Here is an 18,740-nt window from a genome sequence, read left to right as displayed (position 1 = left end):
CAAGATTTTCAATGATTTCCTCCATCGCATCCATAGCTGCTTCTGGACACTCAAACGACCGTTTGTGCCACCACCTTTGGATGGGCTTTCTGCTGGTTGAGGGACAATCCGTCCAGCAACCAATTCAACTCTCGGTGGCTAATGACAACCGTCTTATCCTCGGCCGAATTGGGCCACTCAAACCGGCCTCGTTCCAATCGTCGATAGAATAGCCAGAACCCGTTATGCTGCCAGCATAGAATTTTGAGCTTATCCCGTTGACGGTTACAAAAGACGAACAAACACGGAGAGAACGGGTCCAACTGAAATTGTGCTTGTACCAACGCAGCTAATCCGTCGATGCTCTTACGCATATCCGTGACACCGCACGCTAGATAGACTCGCTGCTCTGGACCGATGTTGCTCAGCATGAACCTACGAGCGTCCTGATTAGGTCGAGCAACAATTGGGCGTCATATCCCGGATGCACTTCAATCGCGGCTGCTCCGACTCGAACCAGCAAGGGAGTGTTCGTAACCGAAAGAGATTCCCGAATTTGCACTGGTAGAAAGTCAGGCGAAGAGGAAGGAGTTGAGGTGAGTTCACGAAAACGGCGCACCCAGTACCAGAGTTGATGTTCCTTGATACCATGGTCGGCACACCACGCTGCGCCACTTTGTCCGCTGTTGTGGAACGCGGTCACACACTCCTGCCAAGTTTCTCGCAACTGTGCCAAATTTGCTTTTGTCATGACCATGACCTCCTGAAAGGTTTTAACTACATTCTTTCAGGGTTTGCCCAGCCTCGCTAGGTGGGGAGAATTTGACGCTTACCGAGCAACGATGGACACATTGCCAGTCTCCAAACATTCCTTCACAACCTGTTCCTTAAACTTCTGGGAAAACTTACGTCTGACCATGAACAATCCCTCCTGAGTCTATCCTTCTACAAACATCAGGTCTTGTCCAATTATATAACGGGGCTTAAGAGAAACCCACTTGAGCGCTTAAATCGTGAACTAAGGCGGCGCTTTGATGTGGTTGGCATATTCCCCAACCGAGAGTCTGTATTGCGCCTTGGAGGATCGATTCTCCAAGAGCAGAACGATGAATGGATAGTTGCAAGGCGCTACTTCAGCCGAGAGTCTATGGCAAAACTCATTGGCACTGATGAACAGCAGTTACTAGCTCCAACGTCAGTTTTGCATAAATAGCTAACACTAGGGGTTGCACTCAATTTACACCACTTGACGGGACACTACCGCGGATTGATACGAGCTTATTCAATCCGAATATTTTTTGTTTCTAGATTCATCATCCCTTTGCACATAGGGCAATTCGGTTCAGCTACATGAATGAACTCTTGCCTTGACCAACAATTGCATTTAGAGCATTGCCAAATAACAGTATCGGCATAGACGTATTCAGAAGCGGGTTTTCTCCTATTATTAAAATAGCCCATTGATATGCCACCTTTCCTAAAGGGTAGGCCAATCAGTAAAACTAAAAGGGACTGCCCGTAAGGTATTTAAACCACCTTAAGAACAGTCCCTTATTTATTAAACGAGTTAACCAACGTTTTCAGCTTGTGGCCCCTTGGCACCCTGTACAACGTCAAAGTTTACGCGCTGCCCCTCTTCCAAAGAACGGTAACCATTTCCTTGGATAGCGCTAAAATGTACAAATACATCATCGGCGTTGTCACGAGAAATGAAGCCAAATCCCTTATCCGCATTAAACCATTTAACGATTCCTTGTTCCATAGTATTTCCTCCTCATGCCCATGGCACGATCTAATTTGTTCACACGTTAAACACAAAACAAAAGTACGAAAGCCGTTTTCCTTTGCAATCCGAAGTGAAAAGCAAAGAAAAACGGCACATTAAAATCATACCTTAATCCCATGCACTCTGAACAATTTAACTATACTGCTAGTGCAGTGGAAAGTTAATGAATTTACTTAAAATTTTAAAATTATAATCGTGTCGACTTAAATTGCGCTTCATGACGGGGATTTTGACTTCTTGAACAACACCCACATCATACGGGCTAAATTTAACGGTCGAGTCGAATAGAGGATTTGTTCCGATTGTCAATCGCAACTTCGTTGAACGCGACAAATCGATGACTGTCTTCATCCCACAATCGGTAACGCAGAGCTCCAAGACTGGAGGTTAAGGTGACAGATGGAACGTTGCGGAACAAGTCCGTGCTTTCATGTGCTTTCTGGAGATGGTAATTCGGCACCCTCGGGCCCAAATGATGAACGTGGTGATATCCGATGTTTCCAGTTAGCCATTGCAGTATCTTCGGCAATTTATAAAAGGAGCTTCCCTGCAATGCAGCATTAACATAATCCCATTTATCCGATTCTTCAAAATATGTGTGCTCAAACTGATGCTGGACGTAAAACAACCAAATTCCTATTACCCCTGCGAGGTAAAGAATAGGACCTTCAACAAGGAGTACGCCTTTCCATCCGAGGATGAAACTAAGCGCGGTTAAAATGGCAATGAGCGTGAAATTGGTTATGTGTGTATTTACACGTTCTTTTCTTCCAGCGCCTCTTCGATTGAATCGATACTGGTTGAAGAAAAGATGGATAGGGCCGATGCCAAACATGACGAAGGGATTTCGATATACCCGATAAACCATCCTCTTGACAAAGGGCAATTGTTCATATTCCTTGACTGTTAATGTCCACATATCCCCGGTTCCTCGTCGTCCCAAGTCACCACTGGTAGCATGGTGGACGGCGTGTTCGTACTTCCACTGATGATATGGAAAGAAAGTCAGAATCCCTGTTATAATCCCAACTATCTCGTTGGCTCTTCGGCTTTTGAAGAAAGAATGGTGTCCGCAATCGTGGAAAATGATAAAGAGGCGAATAAAGAACCCAGATGCTACAACTGCAATGGCAATCCCTAGCCAGATAGATATCGATAAACTTAAATACGCGAATGTCCAAAGCGACAAAAATGGCACAACAGTGTTGATAACTTGCCAGATACTTTTCTTGGTATCCGATTTTTGAAATGGAGCAAGCTGCTCTTTCCAACTAATCCGCAATTCCTCGTTACTATGAATATTTTTCATCCTTTCTCGATTCTCCAAGTGGTCGGAATAGGGGGCTCAACAACGATCCCCGAATACCTTGAGATGTACAAATACTTTGATTTTTTCCTGATCTCTCAGTTCAAGAATTTCTTTTTGGTATTCATAAATCAGCGTTTAAGAACCACTTTGGTTCAGCTTCATGATAAAATACCCATTTATAACATACGTTTAAATAATCGATTTGTCAAACAGTTTGACCGGTTTAATTAGTACTGACGCATCAATTGTTAACAATATAATGTATAAAATTTATTTAGTTAAATTGAGCGTTTTGCAGAATTCGATTTTTCACCGTTTCTCGCACATATATAGTGTACGAACTATCAATGGAACACTATATATAGTGTCAAATGCGTTGTGAACGTTAATTCTGCAAAACGCTCAAATTAAAAAATTCCATGGGATGTAATATGCGATGTAGAGGAAGATGATAAAAAATCAACAGTAAAACAACAGTGGTTCAACAGTCCATGCCGAAATAACCCGTGTATTATGGTATCAGGGAACAAAACGCAGAGACGCCTATCCGCGGGGCGTCTTTTTGTTTTGTCCCCATGTAGTAAACGCCGGCCGCCTCCCTCAGAAGGAGGTGGTTTTGACGCGAGAATCTGATCGGTATGCACACGCCAGGTACCCTCATCACCTGGCGTTGGTGTTTCAATGAAGAAGCCTAGTCTGCTTGGCGGCGCGGAGCCTCAATTAGAATATTTCGAGGAGAACCTCGGAATGATTCGGAGGACATGTAGTAGTCGTCTAACGGCGTAGCAGACCATTGAGACACCAACGCTGGTGATGAACCAGCAAATGCGCGTCCTCTTAGAGAATTGGCTCCGCACGTTGTGCCTTACAGCGTGCACCATATACATACCTTTTGCAACTAATTGTTACTTGCCCACTCCTTTCTGACGGTGTTGAGTAACATAAAGCATCTTCTCGCGAGGAGGTGCTTAAATGGACGGTTGCTTTGGTGGATACACACGTTGGGCAGTGGTGTTTCTAATCATCTTCGTTCTGTTCTTCTTGCTTGTACCGGCATTCGGCGGCGGATATGCTGGCGGCGGATATGCTGGCGGCGGATATGCTGGCGGAGCGTACTGAGTTCAAATTTATAAGGTATAGCTCCTAGGTCACACTTCGGTGTGGCCTTTTTGGTTATGAGCATGCATTTGTCCGCGAGGGGCCGAGCAATAACAGCTATTTCCGGAGTGCCAACCGAGCCATCCATAAAAATGAATTGAGGTGTACACATGCACCCATGCCAAGTAGGCTATCCATGTACGTATTTACGTTTGATATCACCGATTATGGGCAAGTGCATGTGTGTCACCTGTCCGATGAAGAAAGTCCAGGATGACGATAAAGAATACGCGTACGACGCGCTAACAGGCCGTAGGACGCAATGGACCACGGTACCTCCACCGAAACCACATACTGACCCGCTAGAGCAATGGTATGACGAGTTCACGGAGCGGGAGTTCGGGCGAGTCATCACGACGGCTGACACGTATAAGCGAGAGCATGGGGCGCTGCGGCCGAAGCGGTATGCGGTGAGGTAGTTCAGGAATCATCCTTCGCTTGCAGAAATTGTGAGTAGGGAGGGTGATTGATATGGCTAAGTGTCCACATTGTAAACAGGGACAGCACTTCGAGGTTCAGACGTTGAAGGATGCTAATGGTAAAGACACAGGGAAGGCTCTATGTTGTGTGGGACGATAGTACACGTTTATGAACCGCACAATTACGGTCCTATTCTGGAACAGATACTATTAGAGATACAGTCATCAAACAAATAGGGTTAATCCCGGATTTCGACGATTGTGTCCTCATGAACTGGTGTGAATAATTGAAAAGGTGCTCCCCGTATGGCTAAGATGAGTTTGTCGAGAACCACATCTTCGCTAGGAAGGAGCACCTTTTGGGTGAAACAATATAATCATACACGAAGTCAGTTTGCTCGTAAAAGCTCTACAATTCATACTCGCTACGATTTGAATGCCGCCACCTCCTTTGGCGGTGCAAGTGGTCTCATAGATTTCGTTTTGGGAACGGGTATTGACAGGGAGTTTTGGGTACATGGATTACGCAAGGGCAGAAACACCCAGTTCCACATGGACGATATTGCTCTGACCGTCATTTTCGGTTCCTTGCTGGGTCAGGAACGGATTTTCCACTTTGAGGACATCGAACAAGATCCCCTGTTGAAGCTGAAGTTGGACGTGCCGAAACTGCCTGATACGACTCTGTTGTATAAGGATCTGAAGCGGCTCGGTTCCGACGCTGGCATCAAAGCGATACGTTCGGCGCATAGACAAATCCTAAGGTCACTTCTCCCCAAAGGACAAGGCATCGTGGTCGATATCGACTCCTCTGTAGAGACTGTTTATGGCGCGCAGCAACAGTCCGCTGTTGGATATAATCCACACCATCACGGACGAGCGAGTTTCCATCCCTTGCTGGCGTTTGATTCACTCACTGGTTGTTGTCTCTATGATGAGTTGCGCTCTGGTGACGCCCATACATCAGATGGATTTGCGGATTTCTACAAGGCGATGAAAGACCAGTTGCCGGATGGCGTCAACATTCGTGCCGTCCGCATGGATAAAGGGTTTACCGGAGAAAAAGTGTTTCAGATATTGGAGCAAGATCAGCGGGATTACGTCATCAAACTGAAGTGGACCAAGCGACTCGCACAGTTGGCGCAAGCGCCAAATCTCCTCTGGCACTGCATCACAGAGAGTGACCGGGAACATTGTGACGTTACTTCCATCATGTATCAGGCAACATCCTGGGACAGGCCTCGGCGGGTCGTGATTGTGCGTCGCTTAGACATTGACCCCCAGGAGTGCCTGTGTGCGGATTGGCTCTGGGAATACGAGGCGATTGCCACAACGTTTGACTGGAGCGGCGAGGATGTATGGCACTTCTATAACTTTCGTGGTAACGCTGAGAATCACATCAAGGAAGCCAAATATGGATTTGCCATTGACCGATTCTCCAGCCAGAATTTCGATGCCAACAAAGCGCTGCAAGGTCTAAAGCTACTTGCGTATAATCTACTCCTGCTGTACAAGCACGTCGCGCTTCAACCAGGGGTGCGACAGTGGACCGCCGGACGGCTCAGACGAAGACTATTCCATCTACCTGGGATTCTAGTGCGTCATGCACGCCAGTGGAGCATTCGTCTTCCCGTGTATGCAAAGCATCGGTCGTTGATCATGCTTCATGCCGCCACGTAGATTTTTCTTCCAATTGAAAAAGTGGAGTTCATAGCCTGGCTTGGGGAGGGGGGAATTGTGTCCATTGCTCTAGTTCCGTACCATGATTTCGCCGTGTTCGCTAACAAATCCACCAAATACTTGAAAACATGCCCCGGTCAATGACCTCAATCACCTAATCGTCGAAATCCGGGTTAAAAGCTTGTCTGCATCTTGGGCATTCAATTATCGTATCTTCCGGTTTTAGATCTGACTTTATACGTCCAATTCGGTGCTTCACAAATTTTTCAAAATTCACTAAATCACGTCTTATATTATCTATATCCTCTTCGTGTTCACTAACTAAGTCTTGATTTATATCGCTAGCGATAAAGTCGAGAACTACAGACAAGGATTTTGCGGCTAATGAAGTAATTGCTTCTATGGAATCGCTGATACCAAAATGTTCTATTCGATTTCTAATGTCACGAAATGATTTCAAATTTTTCCGTGCATTATCTAACCAGTTTAATTGACAAACGTTAATGAGTCGGCTGATGCAGGTATCGAAATCAACACTCGGGAAATCACCTGAATCGAATTGCTGTTTTGTTGCATTCTTTGGATTTTCAAATACGAGCGTCCAATGCTCTTGAAGTAATCGGGTTTTGAGCACAAGTTCGATTCCAGAACTTAAATGAAGTACACCGTACTTAATATTTCGATCAGATGGTGTTTCTCTCAAGTGTTCTAAAGCAGACAGAATAAAGTCAAGTCCGTTTTCGAATAACTCGAATTCAATCCTATCGCGCGAGTGATGTTCGATCATTGTTCGCCCTCCTCCTCCAAAGGCCACAACTCATCCACTGTAGTACCAAGTGCCCGTGCGATCTTTTGGGCGTCCATAACTTTAGGCTCCGATCCATTGACGATTTTACTCAACCAACCTTGAGTAATCCCAGCCTTTTCAGAAAGCCACTTCTGTTTTATTCCCCGTTCCTCTAAGAATGACTTCAATCGTGATTGCTTGTTCGTACCCATATCCATCGTATTCGACATGATTCGTAAACAATCCTCTCTAAAAATTTTCAAATGGAATATCGACAAGCATCGACACCATATCCTCTACCATCAACAACACATCACACCACAACACAGCGTAGGAGGGGCGACGTTGGAGGGCGAGAAGCGGAAGCAAGTTTATTTCAACCTTGATGCAGACTCAGACGTTTACGAGGAAGCAAATACGATGCAGTTCTCTACGGAAGTAAAACGGTGGCTGCGAGAAAGAGTGGCCCGTAAAAAGGCATTGCAGATTCGGACTAAACCCAGCGAGTTAACCATCGACACAACAAAACTAGGGGGTGACCGGTGAGGTGGATGAAATGGTGTGTGTCGTCGTTGGCGAAGCGGAGGCGTACCTGTGCGCATTCGAGTGGCTTGGGTGTTGGATTGCGGCCGGTTATCGCGTTTACGGTGTCGCCGACACGGTGTGGGAGGCTACATTGTTGTACCGCAAGGCTTTGCAAGGGGAGGGAATGGTGTGAAAAAAAGCGCTGCAATTGCTCTAATTGGTGGGATCGTCATCGGAACAGCGGCTGTCGCTGGAATTTCTGTGATGACCGGACCAATCATCCCAATATCCATATGGACCATGAGTACAACCGTTGTGGGAAGTCAGACGATGAATGTCCTGAGGGTGAAGACGGGGCAACTCCAGCCGGTGAAGGTGCTGAAATTGCCCGAACAAGCTGAAGGTCTTCGGAGGGTGCAGTAAGGTTATTGCCTGGTTCAGGCTTATGCGCGCGGGCGCTCTAAAAATGCATGTCTGGCAAAATATTGGCCTGTTCGTTATTGTCCGGCAACCATCATTGCGTGTCCGACGATTGAACAAACCGCGCCAACAATTATCTCCCAATACGCAGCAAATAACGGCATGGCATATCGCTCCTCTCACATATCAGGATGTCCGAGATGGAGGTGAGTATCCACGGTAACGGTTGGGGCGTTCCTAGTCGGTGTCGGTGTTGGCCTGTACGGAAGTTGGATAGTGACCAAATCATTTGGGAGGGGGCTACGTAATGGCAAAGGTAAAGACGCTTGATTGGTCGTCATTCATGCGCGGGTCGGTTTTAACGCCTAAGCGCGCAGATATGCGGCGCGCGATGGCGCAAGGGATGGCTATGGCGTGCGCTGCGGCAGCCATCACGGATTTCGTTGCACCGCAAGAAGTAATGGCTGTGACCGCGTCCGAGTCTCAGCAACTGGACTCGATGGATTTTAATGAGGACGCATCCTGGGCGGATTACGTGATTCCACTGATTCGGCGTCAGGCGCTCCCGTTAACCGTGACGATGGTTTGTTGGGCAGGGCTTGAGATGATACTGCGCCGGCCATCCAGCGCGCTAGACCGAGCTAAGTGGGCAATTTGCGGGTATATTGGGATGCAATTTGTTCTCCCGTTCATTCGGCATCTTGGGCATCAGTTTGGAGATGTATGAGACATGAGATGGCCTTGGAAAGTAACGGCGGACTATGGTGCCATTGACACTGCACACAAGACGCCTCATATCGGTGTTGACCTAGCGGCTCCCGAAGACTCGCCCGTCCATGCCTTCTCTGGTGGCGTAGTTGATCACATCTCGCATGAAGGACCAAAAGGGTTTGGCAACGCAGTATGGATACGTGAGCCTGACGGATATCGGATCGTCTATGGGCATCTAGATAAGGTCAAAGCCTATGCCGGGGAACGCATCCACAAAGACGATGTGATCGGGCTGTCAGGCAACACCGGGGAATCAACGGGTCCGCATCTGCATGTTGGCGTTATGGCCCCGGACGGTAAATGGGTCAATCCTGACGATTATTTCTCGCCCTGGCACAACTGGCTGCACCTATCGAGTAACCGCATAAAAAACGAGGAAAGTGACATTGTGATTGGTCGCATTGAACACATAATTGAGTCCGTATTATCAGGGCTGATGCAGGACTTCGGAGAGTGGGCGCTGCACCATATCGCGCCGGTTGCACTTCTAATTTGCGCGGTGTCGTTCCTCGGCATTATTGTAGGCATGGTAAAGCCGCGGAGATGGGCGTTTTACAGTGGTCTGATTGCGACAATTGGATATCGCATGGGGTGGTCATCTTGATGCAAGTGGTATCAATCAAGCCAGACCGAACAGTGCGGAATACCCATGGCCATGTGTTTGCAAACGCTATGCACGACTTACATGATGTCTGGTATAAGCGCTTGAAACTGACACGCAAAGGTATTAACCATCAACCACCTGTTCGGTTTTGGTACTTGATCGACATTACACTATCCCGCATCTCATTTTATGCAGTTGCGCCAACGGGAGAACCCTTGACCTACATGAAACATCGGCTTGGTCGATATTGGCCTAAGGCGACAATTGAGGACGCGGAGTTTAGTCCGGTGGAACATGGGCACACGGATGTAATCGAGTTGATGCTTGAGAAACACAACATGTTCGCTTTGGATGTATCAGACTCCCGGGAAGATACCGTGCCGCTTAGCGATATCCTGAGCGTGCTCGAAGATTTTCGTGACGATGACCGTGCCGTGGTGGCATATTGTTTTGAACCTTACGACCGTGTCGCATGGTCGGATCGAGTGGATAACGCCTATAAAGAGTGGAACACAAGTAGGGAGCCGAAGCGCGCCAATCTTAAAGGTCGCATGCAACCAATGCAGGTTTTGGAGTGGATCAATGATGGGATGTATGGCCTTCATGCTTTGGTTACAGGTGTCGGAGACAGCAAAGATGAGGCAAAGAAAAAGGATGAGGAACGTAACAAAAAACCAGAGAACAAGGCTGTCCGAAACATGAACAGAGTTGAACTTACACCGGCCACCCGTGGTAAAAAAGCACAACCTACATTTAAGACCTGGGCCCGGATCTATGTGTCCTCAAAAAGCGCAAACCGACGAAAAGTGCTCAGTCGTGCATTTAGCAACGCCTATGCTGTACTTAACGGTGATAATCGGCTCATAGGTAACCAAGGCAACAAGTCTGCAATCGATGAACTGAATGCGTTCACTTTACGCAGGCCCACGGCATTCGCGATGGATGTGAACCTACTGTCATCGAGTGAAGTCGGCAAACTTATTCAATTGCCAACCGCTCAGATCCAAGAAAAATACGCAGAACAATTAGATATTATTGGGCAACGTGAAGTTGATATCGTGGAGCGTTTGACAGACAGTAAGGGTCTTTATTTTGGAGATGTCACCTACAAGGGCCGTACCGCCCAAATTTACTTCCCCATCGGCAATTTAGATGAATTGTGCCTTCCGCATATCGTCATCTGTGGAATGGGCCAGGGTAAAACACGCGGTTTTGGCGCTAATATGGTAACCGAGTTCATGGCAAAGGGGTTTTCGTGTTTCGCCATCGATGTCGCTAAAGACGAGATTTACAAAGAGGTAAGTACGTGGGCGGCCGCAAATGGGAAATCTGACAAAGTGGTGCATGTGGAGTTTGGTCAGAAGCCAGTCGGTCTTGACTGGTGTGAGATAAGCGGCAGCAGTCAGGCCACGAACCGCTTTGCATCAGAGGTTCTAGCTTTCTTTGAACGACAAGGTGCAGATCCCGGTTTAGAAACCAAACGGTACATTCGACTGGCGGCAAAAACCGTCGCGGCTACGGGTGGTAATCGACTAGCCGATGTCGTGAAATTGTTCACAGATGAGTCGTACCTCAGTGACTCGATGGAGCGATTGAAACAAGTCGGGCGTGGCGATCTCGCGGATGATTGGATACCGTTTACCAAATTGTCGCAAGGTATGAAAGGGAAAGTTTTGGAACCGGTCCTCAATAGACTAGATCTCCTTCTTGGGGATGATTATCTAGCACAGTGCATTCGGACGCCAAACGGACTCGATCTTCGAAAGTGGATCAACGGAGGATACGGCGTGATCTGCTACGTGCCAAAGGACGAACTTGGCGAAGAAGCAACAGATACGATTTGCGCCATATTGATAGCGAAAATTTGGCTGGCGACGCTATGGCGGAAGAACAGAGTCAAAGAAACCCCATGCGGATTTGTGATGGATGAACCGCACCAGTTTTTGTCCAGCGCAGCCCATTGGAAGTCGATGGTCGTGGAGTCCCGGAAGTATCGATTAAAGCTATGCTGGTTGTTTCACTCGTGGGAGCAAATACCCAGGGACCTAGCCGAAATCATCAAATCAGCAGGTCCTCATTATTCTCTATATCCATCATCTAAGAAAACATTTAAAGACCTCGCAGAAGAAATCTCGCCATTTACAGTAGACGAAGCACTTAAGATACCAACCCATCATGCCATCAATATTTGGCGGTCTGGCGGCCAGGTTGTACCACCATTTCTGGCCAAGATGAGTTTGCCACCGTCAGAGAAAAAGAGTACTAGCCAAAACGCGTAGGACTTGCAAGTTTTAGCACATCCAAAGCATATCCTGCGGGCAGGGATAGCTGCACCGCAAGGAACATGTCTGAGGAGGGCGTGCGTGTGGACGATTGGATTAAACGAATGATGGTTGCGGCTGATAAATTAAAGCAGGTTGAGAAGAGTTATTTTGAAGCAGTAACCGGTCTAAACGAGGCAAAATACGCCTGTCATTTAAAAGAATGCGAATTGATGGCTTCAGGAAAAGTGAACATGAAAAACGAAGACACCAGGCGTGCGGATCTTTGGAAATATGTGAAAGATGAACGAAAAAATGTACTGCTGGCAGAGGCGCGAGTTGACGCATTAAAGGCCGAACTCCATTATCAACAAAATGTATTTGACGCGACTCTCGTCGCCGCCAAGCTATTGGCGAAAGAGGGCATAGACAGTGGGAGTGCTATTCAAAGTTTTTAAGTGGAGTGCCAAAATTGACCCGGCAGACCCGATAGTGCAAAGCAACATAGATGACATTTTTGACTTCATTGACATGGCACGCCAGGCCATAGGGTGGTGACAGCAGCATGGGCCTCATGAAAATGATCATCTATGACAGCATCCGAAGCGCGCGCCAAGCTGCCAGGGAACGGTCAAAACAAACTGCTCCGTTTGGGCGAGATGGCATGAAGCACCTTGGCAAAGCTGCAGTCACAAAGTCCGATGTTGACCGACTGGCCGACAAGGTGGAGGAAACGCGCAGTGATGTGCATAAAGGCATCTCCGATCTATACCATATGCACAATCGCAACGATGAGTATCTGTTCCGGCAGATGGATAAGTTGCACGACGTGATTGATAAGCATGGTCAAACGATTAAGGAACTTGTTGACGTGATAAAGAACATGGGTGGGATAGGCTAGGAAAGAGAAGCGGCAACCTGCAGCGGTGCCGCTCTTTTTATGATGAAAAATTATTTCGGAATACGAAGATTTGCAATTGATTTGCAAGACACTTGTGGATAGACAAAAGGGATTCCGAGAAAATCCCGAAATCCCTTGGTACGCTTGGTGCCGAGAACCGGACTCGAACCGGTACGGGGTTGCCCCCGGCAGATTTTAAGTCTGCTGCGTCTGCCAATTCCGCCACCCCGGCTTGTAGCGAAAATCATGTTAACACAAACAACATATACTGGTCAAGCGCCCATGTGGCGCACGATACTCGATGTTTTACAGAAGCCCGGTAGAAGTGCAGCATCTGCATAGAACTGTGCATTGATGGTGCTCATCATGGATCGCCGTTCACCTGTTTGGTGTGTCATTGGTGGCTTGAGTAACACAATCTCATATAGAACAATGAGAAGCTAGGGAGTGAAGCGTTGTGATGATTGAGTAGTTGCCTTATGCTGACTATCTTTTAGTTTTATTTGAGCGTTTTGCAGAATGGTCGTTTTGGGTGGAGGTGAAAAAGGAACAACACCTAGGGTAAGTAAACTAAATTCCACATACTGGTATTCTTGCGCCGTTTCTCGTCACGTCAACTCGTTTTGATTTATGCAGTCTTCTTGTGTCGTTCGATATGGTTCACAGCTAGTGCCGATGCAAGTAACACGATCGCGTTGAGGAACATGTGTGTCTTTACTTTTCGGATGCCTCGGACATGGACGTCGTTCGCCGTCAAATTCGTCTTAAGCCTTGCGTTACAACGCTCTACAGCAGTTCGCTCGTTGTATAACAGCTTCCAATTCTGCGTGCCTCGGTGTGGTGCGCAGTAACGCCGAATATCTTCTGTGATCCGCTTTTTGACCACCATACCGTAGTTGGATTCGGAACATGTCGCGATTCCAAGCGGACAATCTACCTTCCCAACCGCGTGCGGGCAGCGAAACTTTAGTCGGTCACCGTCCGCACCCCAATACACCATGTCATATCCCATCGTGCAACGCGGCGTCCCGTCCGATGCGATTCCTTCAGGCGGTTCTTTTTCACCGCGCTTGTTCATCGCGATAATTGCCTGTGCACCATATTGACGAACCGTTTCATAGTTTTTGACTTGATCATATCCAGCATCCATCATGACAAAGTCGATTTTCCAACCGTGCGTCGTCACGACGTGTTCCAGCAATGGTGCCGCCATCTCACCATCAAAGACGTTCGCTGGTGTGACATCCAAAGCAACTGGCAGTTCACTCGCGGTATCCACAGCCAAGTGGAATTTGTATCCGAACCAAGCAAGCTTGTTGCCAAAGGTATCGTATTTTGCGCCCCAGTTGGCATTGCCCGTTTCCTGGCTCTTGGACTTAGGTTGTTTTTTCTCGTAGGACTTCACGGCGGCACTGTCCACAGCCAAATGGCGTCCGTTGATGATGCTCGCTTCTTTACATTGACTGACCAGGTCAATGAAGAGCTTCTCAGCGAGACCCAACTCAACAACGGCTGAAAACACGCGACTCAGTGTGGAGACCGACGGGGCTGCTTCGTCGATTCGAAACCCACACTGGTAGCGAAAGCGTATATCTCGCGCCAACCGTTCATGAAGCCTTGTGAACGTTGAGATTCCTTCAAGCGGAGCAGCCAGCAGTGCGCGCAGAATCGCTTCACGATTCATAGGTTTCGCGCCTTGGGGTGACTGTTTTCTCAATTTCGAAGCATAGGGTTGTAAATCCAAGACAGCGAAGAACAAGGGCAGACGATCGCTGGAGTCAATTTCTAGCCAGTCTTCAAAGGAAAAGAGCGATGGTTGGAGAATATACAAGTGGGACTTCCCTCCTCGAAAATTTCTTGTTTGGTCACTTGAAATCTTCTCGAAGGTTGGGGTGAAGTCCTTTTTCATGCCCTAAAAACCCTTGCCCTGCGGGAGTTTATAAATCTGCAAAACGCTCATTTGATAAAAAGAAACAGCCATCATGTTAGGATGGCTGTTAAATCTCTGAGTAATGACGTGGGCGTTCGGTAGCACGCGGACGAATTCAGCCAGTGGAGGCTATTATTCGTTTCCACAATGGAACACAGGTTTACTAGCTACATTCGCTATCAGTACTCGCAAGATGCCGTTGTAGAGCCATAGCCTGTACCAGAGTCCACCGTTCAAGCGTCAAAATAATTGTCCATACCTGTTCCTATCCTACGCTCGCATAACAGGGGCAAAATTCTCAGTTATACTGGCCCCAGAGTCAACCCAGACAGATGACGTGAGGTAAAATAGACGTAGTGAGGTGTTTGACTCATGCCAGGACGTAAGTGGACTGTGGACGAGAAAATGAACATTGTGTTGGAAGGGATGGTTCCCGGGGCGAATATCAGCGAGGTTTGCCGACAGCATGGTGTGGCCCAAAGTCTGTATTACAAGTGGCGTGACGCATTTCTGGCTGGTGGACGAGCAGGGCTTCAGTCAGGTCCTTCTACCCGGGAGCAGGAGTTGGAGAAGCAGTTGCAGGAAGCCATGAGCAAAATTGGCGAGCAAGCTATGGAAATCGATGTGTTGCGAAAAAAATCGAACTGGGGCCGGAAGTAAGCAGCCGTTCCTTGGTTGCTCAGCTCGTCAAGGAAGGGTTTCGGGTCCCAGTGATTGCGAAAGCATTGGAGCTGAATCGAACTTATTGTTATCCCGGATTTCGACGATTAGGTGATTGAGGTCATTGACCGGGGCATGTTTTCAAGTATTTGGTGGATTTGTTAGCGAACACGGCGAAATCATGGTACGGAACTAGAGCAATGGACACAATTCCCCCCTCCCCAAGCCAGGCTATGAACTCCACTTTTTCAATTGGAAGAAAAATCTACGTGGCGGCATGAAGCATGATCAACGACCGATGCTTTGCATACACGGGAAGACGAATGCTCCACTGGCGTGCATGACGCACTAGAATCCCAGGTAGATGGAATAGTCTTCGTCTGAGCCGTCCGGCGGTCCACTGTCGCACCCCTGGTTGAAGCGCGACGTGCTTGTACAGCAGGAGTAGATTATACGCAAGTAGCTTTAGACCTTGCAGCGCTTTGTTGGCATCGAAATTCTGGCTGGAGAATCGGTCAATGGCAAATCCATATTTGGCTTCCTTGATGTGATTCTCAGCGTTACCACGAAAGTTATAGAAGTGCCATACATCCTCGCCGCTCCAGTCAAACGTTGTGGCAATCGCCTCGTATTCCCAGAGCCAATCCGCACACAGGCACTCCTGGGGGTCAATGTCTAAGCGACGCACAATCACGACCCGCCGAGGCCTGTCCCAGGATGTTGCCTGATACATGATGGAAGTAACGTCACAATGTTCCCGGTCACTCTCTGTGATGCAGTGCCAGAGGAGATTTGGCGCTTGCGCCAACTGTGCGAGTCGCTTGGTCCACTTCAGTTTGATGACGTAATCCCGCTGATCTTGCTCCAATATCTGAAACACTTTTTCTCCGGTAAACCCTTTATCCATGCGGACGGCACGAATGTTGACGCCATCCGGCAACTGGTCTTTCATCGCCTTGTAGAAATCCGCAAATCCATCTGATGTATGGGCGTCACCAGAGCGCAACTCATCATAGAGACAACAACCAGTGAGTGAATCAAACGCCAGCAAGGGATGGAAACTCGCTCGTCCGTGATGGTGTGGATTATATCCAACAGCGGACTGTTGCTGCGCGCCATAAACAGTCTCTACAGAGGAGTCGATATCGACCACGATGCCTTGTCCTTTGGGGAGAAGTGACCTTAGGATTTGTCTATGCGCCGAACGTATCGCTTTGATGCCAGCGTCGGAACCGAGCCGCTTCAGATCCTTATACAACAGAGTCGTATCAGGCAGTTTCGGCACGTCCAACTTCAGCTTCAACAGGGGATCTTGTTCGATGTCCTCAAAGTGGAAAATCCGTTCCTGACCCAGCAAGGAACCGAAAATGACGGTCAGAGCAATATCGTCCATGTGGAACTGGGTGTTTCTGCCCTTGCGTAATCCATGTACCCAAAACTCCCTGTCAATACCCGTTCCCAAAACGAAATCTATGAGACCACTTGCACCGCCAAAGGAGGTGGCGGCATTCAAATCGTAGCGAGTATGAATTGTAGAGCTTTTACGAGCAAACTGACTTCGTGTATGATTATATTGTTTCACCCAAAAGGTGCTCCTTCCTAGCGAAGATGTGGTTCTCGACAAACTCATCTTAGCCATACGGGGAGCACCTTTTCAATTATTCACACCAGTTCATGAGGACACAATCGTCGAAATCCGGGGTTATAGCTTGTTAAAGGAGCCTGTGAAGAAGGCGAAAAAAGCGGTTATAGATAAAGACGCCCTATTGAAACAGCGGATTCGCCATCTATGCGAGAGATTCCCACGATATGGATACCGTAGAATCAAGGTCATGTTGCGTCGTCAATACAGCATGCAGGTAAACCACAAACGAGTACACCGGCTCATGCGGGAAATGGGATTGTTGGTCAAATCCCCACAGCGAGAAGCTTCCTGAAAGAAGCGGTCTGGAAAGATTCTGGTGAGTCAGTCAAACGAACACTTCCAGTGCGATATGACAAAAATTTGGTGTGGTAAGGATGGCTGGGGATATCTGTTCGCGGTAATCGATGCGTACGACCGTGAAATTGTGGGGTATTCGTTTCGCGCTATTGCCGGACAGAGGAATTGCTGCAGGCCGTGGATAACGCATTCAACTACCGATTCCCGAGCGGGGTACTAGGCGCAAACTTAACGCTCAGAACTGACAACGGATGCCAAATGACAAGTCGACGATTCGTACAAGCCATGAAGGACTGCCAGGTGAAACATGAACGGACAGGTTATAACAACCCGGACGCAGATGGCTATATCGAACGTTTCTTCCGTTCGTTGAAGGAGGAAGAAGTTTGGATGCAGGAATACGACAACTTCGCGGAAGCCAAGATCGCAATCAAAACGTATATTGAGTTCTACAACAAAGAGCGCCCGCACTCAGCGTTGGGCTATCGTACACCGCAGGAATTCAGAAAATGGAAGGAATCAAAAGAGGCAGCGTAGACCTGATAATTACCAGAATAGAATGGCGTTATCTCAAAAAATTATGCACATCTGTCTTGACAGGACGGGGTTCAATACGTCCGCTCGACCAGCGGTACTTTAACGAAAAATGGAGAGTATGACGATGCAGAGGGACGGCCTGAGCCGTCCTTTTCTGCGTTAACTAGATTTCTGTAGGGAAATTCCAGTAAACGTGACTGGGCCTACGACGTTCGCCGCATTGAGAAGCGCATTCGTAAGTGAAGCTACTAATTGGTACGAGTGATAACCAGGGGCTACGTTGATATCTGCCGTTGTGAATGAGATGGTTTCGTTCTGAATGACCGTCAATGACTCTTGAGCCTGAGTCGTAAAAATGACGGCGCCATCCCGAAGAATTGAGAACACGATATTTGGTGCTAGAAGTACGGCAGACACACCAACAGTGGCATCCAATAATACTCGCGGAGAAGGGGAGCCTGTTGCGAGTCCAAACTCAGCGAGAATAATGGTGGATGGTGTGCCAGGAATCGCACGGGACAATGATCCGAATGTAGCGCTGGGAACGCTTGCTGCTGCATCATATACTGTATACATATTGTGACAACCTCCCTTCTGACTACAGAATATGTAGACAAGTTTAGGGAGTAACAGATAAACGCCTGTGCAAGAAATAATTGGGTTTAGACAGTTTTTCGATGTCGTATATCGAACTCTCTGTAGGACATCTTATAACGCCTCAGTGATTTAACATGAGGGGCCGCGCCCCATTCCCTTGGGGATGACATTCGGGGCGCAGCTTATCGTATTATCAGTCCTTTTATTTGCGATATGGTTCGATTATGTATATTATTCATATTAAGGAATAAAATGTAGTATAACCGCGCCCTATTTACTTCACGAGACTAGCATCGGGAGGGCGCGGTTTTGAGTTGTCCTACTGTGATTTCATACCTCAACGAGAGCGCCATCTGAAAACTTCATCCATATTTTGTTTTTCTCTAACTCCGCAACCTTACGCCATTCTTCCTGCCGAATCGATGGGTAACCTTGAAAAATTTTTGAGCACGTTTGTCCTATATTGGTATTGGC

The 18,740-nt window shown here is 47.7% G+C and carries 25 protein-coding genes and 1 tRNA gene; 15 read left to right on the top strand and 11 right to left on the bottom strand.

Annotated elements, in window-relative coordinates; genetic code table 11:
• Positions 1 to 50: 50 nt before the first annotated feature.
• A complete protein-coding gene (gene tnpB, locus K1I37_RS16590) occupies positions 51 to 410 on the bottom strand; it encodes an IS66 family insertion sequence element accessory protein TnpB (RefSeq protein ID WP_021295101.1) in 360 nt (119 codons plus the stop codon).
• Positions 404 to 730, bottom strand: a complete 327-nt coding sequence (tnpA, locus tag K1I37_RS16585) for an IS66 family insertion sequence element accessory protein TnpA (protein ID WP_021295100.1) — start codon at positions 728 to 730, stop codon at positions 404 to 406. The genes tnpB and tnpA overlap by 7 nt, the downstream gene beginning before the upstream one ends.
• Before the next feature lie 129 nt (positions 731 to 859).
• On the opposite strand from tnpA, the gene K1I37_RS16580 reads away from it, so the two are divergent.
• Complete coding sequence (locus K1I37_RS16580; RefSeq protein WP_407653232.1) at positions 860 to 1,192, top strand: transposase; 333 nt, start codon at positions 860 to 862, stop codon at positions 1,190 to 1,192.
• A 65-nt stretch (positions 1,193 to 1,257) separates the two neighbouring features.
• Here the strand turns inward: K1I37_RS16580 and K1I37_RS16575 are convergent, their stop codons facing one another.
• From K1I37_RS16575 to K1I37_RS16565, 3 genes are all read right to left on the bottom strand, one after another.
• Positions 1,258 to 1,440, bottom strand: a complete 183-nt coding sequence (locus K1I37_RS16575) for a cold-inducible protein YdjO-related protein (protein WP_081653891.1) — start codon at positions 1,438 to 1,440, stop codon at positions 1,258 to 1,260.
• 106 nt (positions 1,441 to 1,546) lie between these two features.
• The gene (locus tag K1I37_RS16570) at positions 1,547 to 1,741 is read right to left on the bottom strand and encodes a cold-shock protein (protein ID WP_021294752.1); all 195 of its coding nucleotides are present in this window, start codon (positions 1,739 to 1,741) and stop codon (positions 1,547 to 1,549) included.
• A 292-nt stretch (positions 1,742 to 2,033) separates the two neighbouring features.
• Positions 2,034 to 3,074, bottom strand: coding sequence for a Delta(5) desaturase DesA (locus K1I37_RS16565; protein WP_021294753.1), 1,041 nt, complete (start codon positions 3,072 to 3,074; stop codon positions 2,034 to 2,036).
• Positions 3,075 to 4,046: 972 nt separating this feature from the next.
• On the opposite strand from K1I37_RS16565, the gene K1I37_RS16560 reads away from it, so the two are divergent.
• The 3 genes from K1I37_RS16560 (at position 4,047) to K1I37_RS16550 (ending at position 6,331) form a co-directional block, all read left to right on the top strand.
• Positions 4,047 to 4,193, top strand: coding sequence for a hypothetical protein (locus K1I37_RS16560; RefSeq protein WP_021295497.1), 147 nt, complete (start codon positions 4,047 to 4,049; stop codon positions 4,191 to 4,193).
• Positions 4,194 to 4,429: 236 nt separating this feature from the next.
• Entirely contained in the window at positions 4,430 to 4,651 is a 222-nt protein-coding gene (locus K1I37_RS16555) for a hypothetical protein (RefSeq protein ID WP_021295498.1), read from the top strand.
• Between the two features lie 363 nt (positions 4,652 to 5,014).
• Entirely contained in the window at positions 5,015 to 6,331 is a 1,317-nt protein-coding gene (locus K1I37_RS16550) for an IS1380 family transposase (RefSeq protein WP_242215904.1), read from the top strand.
• Positions 6,332 to 6,485: 154 nt separating this feature from the next.
• On the opposite strand, the gene K1I37_RS16545 is transcribed toward K1I37_RS16550, so the two are convergent.
• Together K1I37_RS16545 and K1I37_RS16540 are read right to left on the bottom strand one after the other, a co-directional pair.
• On the bottom strand, positions 6,486 to 7,118 hold the full coding sequence (locus K1I37_RS16545) for a DUF3644 domain-containing protein (RefSeq protein WP_021295222.1): 633 nt from the start codon (positions 7,116 to 7,118) through the stop codon (positions 6,486 to 6,488).
• Entirely contained in the window at positions 7,115 to 7,348 is a 234-nt protein-coding gene (locus K1I37_RS16540; protein WP_021295223.1) for a helix-turn-helix transcriptional regulator, read from the bottom strand. Before K1I37_RS16540 ends, K1I37_RS16545 begins: the two co-directional genes overlap by 4 nt.
• Before the next feature lie 115 nt (positions 7,349 to 7,463).
• Here K1I37_RS16540 and K1I37_RS16535 point away from each other — a divergent pair, with 115 nt between their 5' ends.
• The 8 genes from K1I37_RS16535 to K1I37_RS16500 all read left to right on the top strand — a co-directional run bounded on the left by K1I37_RS16535 (position 7,464) and on the right by K1I37_RS16500 (position 12,600).
• Positions 7,464 to 7,664 carry a hypothetical protein gene (locus tag K1I37_RS16535; RefSeq protein ID WP_021295224.1) on the top strand — a complete coding sequence of 67 codons (201 nt, stop codon included), beginning with the start codon at positions 7,464 to 7,466 and terminating at the stop codon, positions 7,662 to 7,664.
• Position 7,665: 1 nt separating this feature from the next.
• Positions 7,666 to 7,836, top strand: coding sequence for a hypothetical protein (locus K1I37_RS16530; protein WP_021295225.1), 171 nt, complete (start codon positions 7,666 to 7,668; stop codon positions 7,834 to 7,836).
• Positions 7,833 to 8,066 (top strand): hypothetical protein, encoded by a 234-nt coding sequence (locus tag K1I37_RS16525; protein WP_021295226.1) that lies wholly within the window; start codon positions 7,833 to 7,835, stop codon positions 8,064 to 8,066. The genes K1I37_RS16530 and K1I37_RS16525 overlap by 4 nt, the downstream gene beginning before the upstream one ends.
• A gap of 304 nt (positions 8,067 to 8,370) precedes the next feature.
• Complete coding sequence (locus K1I37_RS16520; RefSeq protein WP_021295227.1) at positions 8,371 to 8,790, top strand: hypothetical protein; 420 nt, start codon at positions 8,371 to 8,373, stop codon at positions 8,788 to 8,790.
• Positions 8,791 to 8,793: 3 nt separating this feature from the next.
• A complete protein-coding gene (locus K1I37_RS16515; RefSeq protein WP_021295228.1) occupies positions 8,794 to 9,438 on the top strand; it encodes a M23 family metallopeptidase in 645 nt (214 codons plus the stop codon).
• A gap of 287 nt (positions 9,439 to 9,725) precedes the next feature.
• On the top strand, positions 9,726 to 11,717 hold the full coding sequence (locus K1I37_RS16510; RefSeq protein ID WP_152498718.1) for an ATP-binding protein: 1,992 nt from the start codon (positions 9,726 to 9,728) through the stop codon (positions 11,715 to 11,717).
• Between the two features lie 86 nt (positions 11,718 to 11,803).
• Complete coding sequence (locus tag K1I37_RS16505; RefSeq protein WP_021295230.1) at positions 11,804 to 12,157, top strand: hypothetical protein; 354 nt, start codon at positions 11,804 to 11,806, stop codon at positions 12,155 to 12,157.
• A 107-nt stretch (positions 12,158 to 12,264) separates the two neighbouring features.
• Positions 12,265 to 12,600, top strand: coding sequence for a hypothetical protein (locus K1I37_RS16500; protein WP_021295232.1), 336 nt, complete (start codon positions 12,265 to 12,267; stop codon positions 12,598 to 12,600).
• Positions 12,601 to 12,745: 145 nt separating this feature from the next.
• Here K1I37_RS16500 and K1I37_RS16495 read toward each other — a convergent pair.
• Positions 12,746 to 12,832, bottom strand: a tRNA-Leu gene (locus tag K1I37_RS16495).
• A gap of 396 nt (positions 12,833 to 13,228) precedes the next feature.
• Complete coding sequence (locus K1I37_RS16490; protein WP_242215907.1) at positions 13,229 to 14,431, bottom strand: transposase; 1,203 nt, start codon at positions 14,429 to 14,431, stop codon at positions 13,229 to 13,231.
• 471 nt (positions 14,432 to 14,902) lie between these two features.
• Here K1I37_RS16490 and K1I37_RS16485 point away from each other — a divergent pair, with 471 nt between their 5' ends.
• Positions 14,903 to 15,190 (top strand): transposase, encoded by a 288-nt coding sequence (locus K1I37_RS16485; protein WP_067623977.1) that lies wholly within the window; start codon positions 14,903 to 14,905, stop codon positions 15,188 to 15,190.
• A gap of 265 nt (positions 15,191 to 15,455) precedes the next feature.
• Here the strand turns inward: K1I37_RS16485 and K1I37_RS16480 are convergent, their stop codons facing one another.
• Positions 15,456 to 16,772, bottom strand: a complete 1,317-nt coding sequence (locus K1I37_RS16480; protein ID WP_242215904.1) for an IS1380 family transposase — start codon at positions 16,770 to 16,772, stop codon at positions 15,456 to 15,458.
• Positions 16,773 to 16,899: 127 nt separating this feature from the next.
• Between K1I37_RS16480 and K1I37_RS16475 the strand changes: the two genes are divergently transcribed.
• Together K1I37_RS16475 and K1I37_RS16470 are read left to right on the top strand one after the other, a co-directional pair.
• Positions 16,900 to 17,127 (top strand): IS3 family transposase, encoded by a 228-nt coding sequence (locus tag K1I37_RS16475; protein WP_242215931.1) that lies wholly within the window; start codon positions 16,900 to 16,902, stop codon positions 17,125 to 17,127.
• Between the two features lie 182 nt (positions 17,128 to 17,309).
• Positions 17,310 to 17,669, top strand: coding sequence for an integrase core domain-containing protein (locus tag K1I37_RS16470; protein ID WP_242215930.1), 360 nt, complete (start codon positions 17,310 to 17,312; stop codon positions 17,667 to 17,669).
• Positions 17,670 to 17,828: 159 nt separating this feature from the next.
• On the opposite strand, the gene K1I37_RS16465 is transcribed toward K1I37_RS16470, so the two are convergent.
• Positions 17,829 to 18,245 carry a hypothetical protein gene (locus K1I37_RS16465; protein ID WP_021294897.1) on the bottom strand — a complete coding sequence of 139 codons (417 nt, stop codon included), beginning with the start codon at positions 18,243 to 18,245 and terminating at the stop codon, positions 17,829 to 17,831.
• Positions 18,246 to 18,740 lie beyond the last annotated feature (495 nt).

Source organism: Alicyclobacillus acidoterrestris (assembly GCF_022674245.1).
In the GTDB taxonomy this organism is placed as follows: Bacteria; Bacillota; Bacilli; order Alicyclobacillales; family Alicyclobacillaceae; genus Alicyclobacillus; species Alicyclobacillus acidoterrestris.
The sequence above is the reverse complement of the archived record's forward strand: the minus strand, read 5'-3'. Positions and strand labels throughout refer to the sequence as shown.